Origin of the sequence: Intrasporangium calvum, from assembly GCF_028446585.1 — a bacterium.
GTDB classification, from domain to species: Bacteria; Actinomycetota; Actinomycetes; order Actinomycetales; family Dermatophilaceae; genus Intrasporangium; species Intrasporangium calvum_A.
Genome location: NZ_JAPFQL010000072.1, coordinates 20,380 through 27,386, shown reverse-complemented (window position 1 = coordinate 27,386; position 7,007 = coordinate 20,380). Strand labels below are relative to the sequence as shown.

Sequence of the window (7,007 nt, the reverse complement as noted above, 5' to 3'; positions counted from 1 at the left end):
CCCCCACTCGAGTGGCCCGACCGTCCACACCCCCACCCGGCCGGGCCTGTGGATCAGGGGGCCACTCGAGTTCGTCGGTCTCCAGACGACGCGGCCGTATGCCGCCGCGCTCACTCCCAGCCCCACCCCCACTCGAGTGGCCCCACCGTCCACACCCCCACCCGGCGGGGCCTGTGGATCAGGGGGCCACTCGAGTGGGAGGGTGGGCGGCGTCGGGCGCTTCGGTGTGAATCACGTGACGCGGCAGCGCAGTCAGGGCGACAAGGGCACCGAGCACCGCTGCCGCGGCGGCGCACAGCACGGCAGCGTGCATACCGCTGACATACGCCGCCTGGGCGGCCTCCAGGATCGCGGCACCGGTCTCGCCACCGACCTGACCCGCGGCGACCGTGGCGCCGCCGAGCGTCTCACCCACGGAGGCGGACACCTCCTCGGGCAGCCCGGACGGGAGCAGACCGGAGACCGTGGAGCCGTACACCGCCGCGAGGACGCTGCCCAGCACGGCCATCCCGAGGGCGCCGCCGAGCTCGCTCGCGGTCTCGACGAGCGCGGACACCGACCCGCTCCGGTCGGCCGGCGCGACCCCGATGGCGTACTCCGTCACGAGGGCCGCCACGGCGACGAGGCCCATGGCGACGAGCGAGGCGGCAACCAGCACCACCCAGATACTGGATTCCACCTGGGCGAAACGGATTCCGAGGAAGCCGAGGGCCGCGACGGTGAAGGCGAACGCCATCACCGGTGGACGTCCGATCCGGGCAGCCACCGCGGCCGCCCCGGGAGCCGCGCCGCCGACGAGAAGTGAGGGCACCAGGCTCCAGAGCGCGGCGGAGAGCGCGGAGTAGCCGAGGACGGACTGGATGTACTGGGTCGTGAGGATGGCGCTGCCCATCATCCCGAACATGCCGATGACCTGGATGACGATGGAGCCGCCGAAGCCCTGGGCCCCGAAGAGCGTCAGGTCGACCATCGGGGAGCGGACCATCCCCTGCCGCCACACGAAGAGGAAGCCGGCGACGGCACCCACGCCCAGGTAGCCGACGAGGACCGGCGCCCAGCCGTCCGCGGCAAACTCCTTCAGCGCCTGGATGACGGGGAGGACCGCGGTGAGCGAGAGGACGGAGCTGAGCAGGTCCACCCGCGTTGTCTCGCTTCGCGACTCGGGCAGCAGGAACGGGCCGATGGCCAGGAGGACCAGCATGAAGGGCACGTTGATGAGGAACACCGACCCCCACCAGTAGTGCTCGAGGAGGATGCCCGCGACGACTGGCCCGATCCCGACACCGCCGGCCAGGACGGCGGACCAGATGCCGACGGCCTTGGCCCTCTGCGCAGGTTCGGCGAACAGGTTGCGGATGATCGCCAGGGTGCTCGGCATGAGGGTTGATCCGCCGACACCGAGGAGTGCTCGAGCGAGGATCAGCCACTCGGGTCCGGGCGCATAGGCCGCGACCACCGATGCGGCGCCGAACGCGAAGGCGCCCAGGAGCAGGAGGCGCCGTCGCCCCATGCGGTCGGCGACGTTGCCCATCGTGAGGAGGAGTCCGGCAAGGACGAAGCCGTAGATGTCGAAGATCCACAGCATCTGGGTCGCGGTCGGCGCGAGCTCCTCGGCGATGTGCGGCACGGCGAAGAAGAGGACGGAGACGTCCATCGAGACGATGAGCAGCGGCAGGCAGAGAACCGCGAGTGCGGTCCATTCGCGACGCCCGGCGGTGGAGGGTGCCATGGCTCAGAACCTAACTGTGTAGTGACAATAGTGTTTATGCAGTACGCCAAAAGTAGAGGACTTCTGTGTATCTCACAAGCAGTTAGCTAGGATGGCCCCATGTCCACGCTCCCCCGCTACCTGCAGCTGCTGTGGGGGCTCGAGCCAACGGGGCGCCGCGGACCCAAACCGGGGCGGAGCGTGGCCGAGATCGGGGCCGCCGCCGTCGCGATCGCTGACCGCGCGGGCCTGTCCGCCGTGTCGATGAAGAGCGTGGCGGAGGCGGTCGGCTTCACCCCCATGTCGCTCTACCGCTACGTGGACAGCAAGGACGAGCTGCAGGCGGTCATGCTCGACGTCGCCTACGGCCCTCCGGACCTCGACTACGGCAACCGGGACTGGCGGAGCCGAATCTCACTCTGGGCCACCGAGATCGCCGAACGACGCCTCGCACACCCGTGGACCGTCGAGCTGACGCCGAGCACGCCACCCCTCACACCCAATGCGATCGCCTGGATGGAAGCAGGCCTCGAAGCCCTCGCCGACACGCCCCTGACCAGCCAGCAACGACTTTCCGCCATGCTCGCCGTCGACGTGTGGGGCCAGAATCACGTCCGCCAGTCGACGCGGATGGGGCTGGTCGGACCGGTCGACCCCGAGTCACCCCAGGGCAGCTACCTGGAGCTCATCACCGAGCTGATCGACCCGGACCGCTTCCCGCACCTCGCCAAAGCCGGCCCCGAGGGCCTCGGTGACGACGACGAGGACTTCTACGTCGAGGAGTTCGAACGTGGCCTGGGACTGCTGCTCGACGGCATCGAGGCCCTCATCGCGCGCGCCGGGTGACGCGCGGATCGACCCCGCTTCCGACCAGACGCTGCCGGGGTCAGGCCCAGCCGCGCTCGTCGACCCCGCCCGGCACGTCGGCGTCCGGGTCGTAGGGGGTCCGCGTGAAGCGGAACGACTGCAGGTCCAGGTGCGAGACCGACCCGTCGGCGCCGCGGACGACGCGCAGCGGCTCGCCGAGGTGGTAGCCGTCGAGGCCGCGCCACTCGTCCGGGCCGACCCGCTCGAAACGTGACCCGCGACCCTCACCCGGGGCGCCGAGGAGGAGCTGGTCGCCAACGGCCGTGGCCAGGGTGACGCTCGGTCCCCAGTGCCAGAGGCCGACCAGCTCGAGCACCCCCGGGTCGCCGGCCGCGTGCCAGGGCTCGGGCAGCTTCGGCTCCCGCGCCATGAACTCCGTGAGGAGCGCGCTGACCTGCGGCCCGAACGGCCCCGCGGTTGAGTTGGTGAACGACACGAGGCCATCGCCCGACTCGACGTCGACGCGCAGCCCGGCGAGGAAGCCCGGCATGGAGCCGCCGTGCCCGACAGCCCGCCGTCCCTCGACGTTCCACACCTGCCAGCCGAGGCCGTGCGCGACGGTCCACGGCAGGCCGGGGTTGTCGCCTACGACGTGCGGCTCGAACATCTCGGCCAACGTGTCTGCGGACAGCACGTCACCCGTGTCCCCAGCGGCGAAGGCAGCCCAGGCCGCGAGGTCGGTCACCGTCGTCCACAACTGGCCGGCCGGTGCCATCGCCCCGGCGTCGTGCTCCGGCTCGGGGAGCAGGACGTCGGCGAAGGGGTGGACCGCCCACCCCGGCGCCGCCTTGCCGACGGGACGCGCGGTCGTCCGCTCCATCCCCAAGGGTGCGAGCAGCTCCCGGCGCACCACGTCGAACCAGCTCTCGCCGTGGGCCCGGGCCAGCAGCTCGCCCAGCGCCCCGTAGCCGACGTTGGAGTAGTGGAACCGCCGCCCGGCCCGGAACCGCTGGACGACCGGCGACCCGGCCAGGTCGTCCCAGGACCCGCCGGGCGTCCGCTCCCACCACGGGCCGTTGGTCTCCGCCTGGACGCCGGCCGCATGCGCGAGCAGCTGGGCGATGGTCGCGCCACCGAGCCGCGAGCCGGGGACGTGGTCCTCGAACCGGTCGGCCAGGTCGAGCCGGCCCGCATCGCGCAGCCGCATCACCGCGACGGCGACGAAGGTCTTGGTGATCGACCCCATCCGGTACTGCGTGTCGAGGTCGGCCGGCTCACCCGAGGCCCGACCGTCGAGCGTCCCGATCGCGCGCCCCCACACCATCCGCCCGTCCCGCACCAGTCCCGCCGCCACGGACGGCAGCCTCGAGTCCCGTTGGAGGCGCGCCAACACCCCGTCGAGGTGCCGGACGGTTGCTGGCTCGAGAGCGTCGCTGTTCACCCGGCCACCCTAGTGACGGCACGTCGGCCAGCGACCGAGCCCAGCGGCATACGGCAGCGGTCGCGGGAACGGCCCACCCTGTGGCGTGGCGTCCGGGACCCCGGCAGGATGGGAGGGCGTGTCCACGCGGGCGTGGCATCGGATATCTTGATGTCAAGATTTCTCATGATCTCTCTCAACACCCTCGGAATGGAGCTCAGGTGACGGACTCGAAGATCATCTACACCTACACCGACGAGGCCCCCGCGCTCGCCACGGCGTCGCTGCTGCCGATCGTCCAGGCGTTCGCGGCGAAGGCCGGCGTCGACGTGGAGACCCGCGACATCTCGCTCGCCGGCCGCATCCTCGCCGCGTTCGGGCTCGCTGACGACGCCCTCTCCGAGCTCGGCGCGCTGGCCAAGCGTCCCGAGGCCAACATCGTCAAGCTGCCCAACATCTCCGCCTCCATCCCGCAGCTCAAGGCGGCCATCAAGGAGCTGCAGGACGAGGGCCACGCAGTCCCCGACTACCCCGACAACCCGACGACCGACGAGGAGAAGGCCGCCCGCGCCGCCTACGACAAGGTCAAGGGCTCCGCTGTCAACCCGGTCCTGCGCGAGGGCAACTCGGACCGCCGCGCGCCGGCCTCCGTCAAGAACTACGCCCGCAAGCACCCGCACTCCATGGGCGCCTGGTCGGCTGACTCCAAGACGAACGTCGCGACCATGGACGCGCACGACTTCGCCCACAACGAGAAGTCCGTCGTCCTCGAGCACGACGACACCCTCCGGATCGAGCACGTCGCCGCCGACGGCACCACCACCGTCCTCAAGGACGCACTCCCGGTCCTCGCCGGCGAGGTCGTCGACAGCACCGTCATGGAGGTCGCCGCGCTGCGCGAGTTCCTCGCTGCGCAGGTCGCCCGGGCCAAGGAGGAGGGCGTGCTGCTCTCCGTCCACCTCAAGGCGACGATGATGAAGGTCTCCGACCCGATCATCTTCGGGCACGCCGTGCGCGCCTTCTTCCCCGACGTCTTCGAGACGTATGCCGCTGAGCTGACTGCCGCTGGCGCCTCCCCCAACGACGGGCTGGGTGCCGTCCTCAGTGCCATCCAGTCCCTGCCCGAGGACCAGCGGGCGCAGATCGAGGCCGCCTTCGAGAAGGGCTTCGCGGAGGGCCCGGCCATCGCGATGGTCAACTCCGACAAGGGGATCACCAACCTGCACGTGCCGAGCGACGTCATCGTCGACGCCTCGATGCCGGCGATGATCCGCACCTCCGGACACATGTGGAACGCCGCCGGCGACGAGCAGGACACCCTCGCCGTGCTGCCCGACAGCTCGTACGCCGGGATCTACCAGGTCGTCATCGACGACTGCCGCGCCAACGGCGCCTTCGACCCCTCGTCCATGGGATCGGTCCCCAACGTCGGCCTGATGGCCCAGGCGGCCGAGGAGTACGGCAGCCACGACAAGACGTTCGAGATCGCTGCCGACGGTGTCGTCCGCGTCGTCGACGGCTCCGGCACGGCCCTGCTCGAGCACTCGGTGGCCGCCGGGGACATCTGGCGCGCCTGCCAGACCAAGGACGTGCCGATCCGCGACTGGGTCAAGCTCGCGGTGACGCGCGCTCGGGCGACCGGCGCTCCGGCCGTCTTCTGGCTCGACGAGGCCCGCGCGCACGACGCCAACCTCATCGCCAAGGTCAACGAGTACCTCGGCGAGCACGACACCGAGGGCCTCGACATCCGCATCCTCAAGCCGACCGAGGCGATCGCCTTCTCGCTCGAGCGGATCCGCAAGGGCGAGGACACGATCTCGGTGACGGGCAACGTCCTGCGTGACTACCTCACCGACCTCTTCCCGATCCTCGAGCTCGGCACCTCGGCCAAGATGCTCTCGGTCGTGCCGCTCATCAACGGCGGTGGCCTCTTCGAGACCGGCGCGGGCGGCTCGGCCCCGAAGCACGTGCAGCAGCTCGTCGCCGAGAACTACCTGCGCTGGGACAGCCTCGGCGAGTTCCTCGCGATTGCCGTGTCCTTCGAGCACCTGGCCGGCGTCACGGGCAACGCGAAGGCCCAGGTCCTCGCCGACACCCTCGACCGGGCGACCGGCAAGGTTCTGGACGAGAACCGGTCCCCGGCGCGCCGGGTCGGCCAGATCGACAACCGGGGCAGCCACTTCTGGCTCGCCGTCTACTGGGCGCAGGAGCTCGCCGCGCAGACGGAGGACGCCGAGCTGGCCGCTGCCTTCACCGACGTGGCGGCCCAGCTGACCGAGAAGGCCGACGCCATCGACGCCGAGCTCATCGCGGTGCAGGGCCAGCCGACCGACATCGGCGGCTACTACCGCACGGACGAGGACAAGGTCGCTGCGGTCATGCGGCCGTCGCAGACGTTCAACGACATCCTCGCCACCCTGGGCTGACCTTCACTCCACACTCGAGTGGCCCCGTTGTCCACCTGTGGATGGCGGGGCCACTCGAGTTGGAGGGGTCAGTCGGGGCGTGCCTGGCGCGGTGTCGACCCCGAGGTTCATCCCACCCCGCGGGTCCGCCCGACCATCAGGCCGTCGGGGTGTCGAAGTAGCTCCCGAAGTTGGCCGCGAGGCTGAGGTCGCCCTTGGCCTTGATCTTGCCGGTCATGAACATCATGACCGGGTTGCCCTTCTTGGTCATCAGCTTGGTGAAGGCCTCCGGGCCCATCGTGAGGTTCAGCGTGGCGGTGCCCTCGTGACCAGGCTCCGCGGTGCACTGGCCGTCGGCGATCCGGATGGTCCAGTCGTCGGACCCGCCGTCGGGTCGCTCGGTGATGCTCCAGTGGCTCGTCAGCGCCACCGAGCCGGCCCGGTCGGCCCGGAAGAGCGCGGGCATGGCCCGGAAGACCGCCGCGATGACCTCGCTGCGCGTGGTGCCCGCGAGGAGGGCGTCGAGGTCGCGGTCGGACAGGGACATCAGGCCGGAGACGAGGTCGTCGGCCGGCAGCCCCTGGAGCTGCTCGGGGGTGGCGCTGCTGAGGTCGATGGCGGTCATGGGTGCTCCTGGCGCAGTGACGATGGGGTCTTACCCACAGTA

General features: G+C 70.6%; 5 protein-coding genes. 2 read left to right on the top strand and 3 right to left on the bottom strand.

Annotation, left to right across the window (positions count from 1 at the left end):
- Positions 1-178: 178 nt before the first annotated feature.
- Positions 179-1,729: an MFS transporter gene (locus tag OO014_RS14925; RefSeq protein WP_272463122.1), complete on the bottom strand. Its 1,551-nt coding sequence runs from the start codon at positions 1,727-1,729 to the stop codon at positions 179-181.
- Positions 1,730-1,828: 99 nt separating this feature from the next.
- Here OO014_RS14925 and OO014_RS14920 point away from each other — a divergent pair, with 99 nt between their 5' ends.
- On the top strand, positions 1,829-2,554 hold the full coding sequence (locus tag OO014_RS14920; protein WP_272463121.1) for a TetR/AcrR family transcriptional regulator: 726 nt from the start codon (positions 1,829-1,831) through the stop codon (positions 2,552-2,554).
- A 40-nt stretch (positions 2,555-2,594) separates the two neighbouring features.
- On the opposite strand, the gene OO014_RS14915 is transcribed toward OO014_RS14920, so the two are convergent.
- Positions 2,595-3,956, bottom strand: a complete 1,362-nt coding sequence (locus tag OO014_RS14915; RefSeq protein WP_272463120.1) for a serine hydrolase domain-containing protein — start codon at positions 3,954-3,956, stop codon at positions 2,595-2,597.
- Between the two features lie 200 nt (positions 3,957-4,156).
- On the opposite strand from OO014_RS14915, the gene OO014_RS14910 reads away from it, so the two are divergent.
- Positions 4,157-6,361: an NADP-dependent isocitrate dehydrogenase gene (locus OO014_RS14910; protein ID WP_272463119.1), complete on the top strand. Its 2,205-nt coding sequence runs from the start codon at positions 4,157-4,159 to the stop codon at positions 6,359-6,361.
- Between the two features lie 136 nt (positions 6,362-6,497).
- Here OO014_RS14910 and OO014_RS14905 read toward each other — a convergent pair whose 3' ends face one another.
- Positions 6,498-6,965, bottom strand: a complete 468-nt coding sequence (locus OO014_RS14905; protein ID WP_272463118.1) for an SCP2 sterol-binding domain-containing protein — start codon at positions 6,963-6,965, stop codon at positions 6,498-6,500.
- Positions 6,966-7,007: the final 42 nt, after the last annotated feature.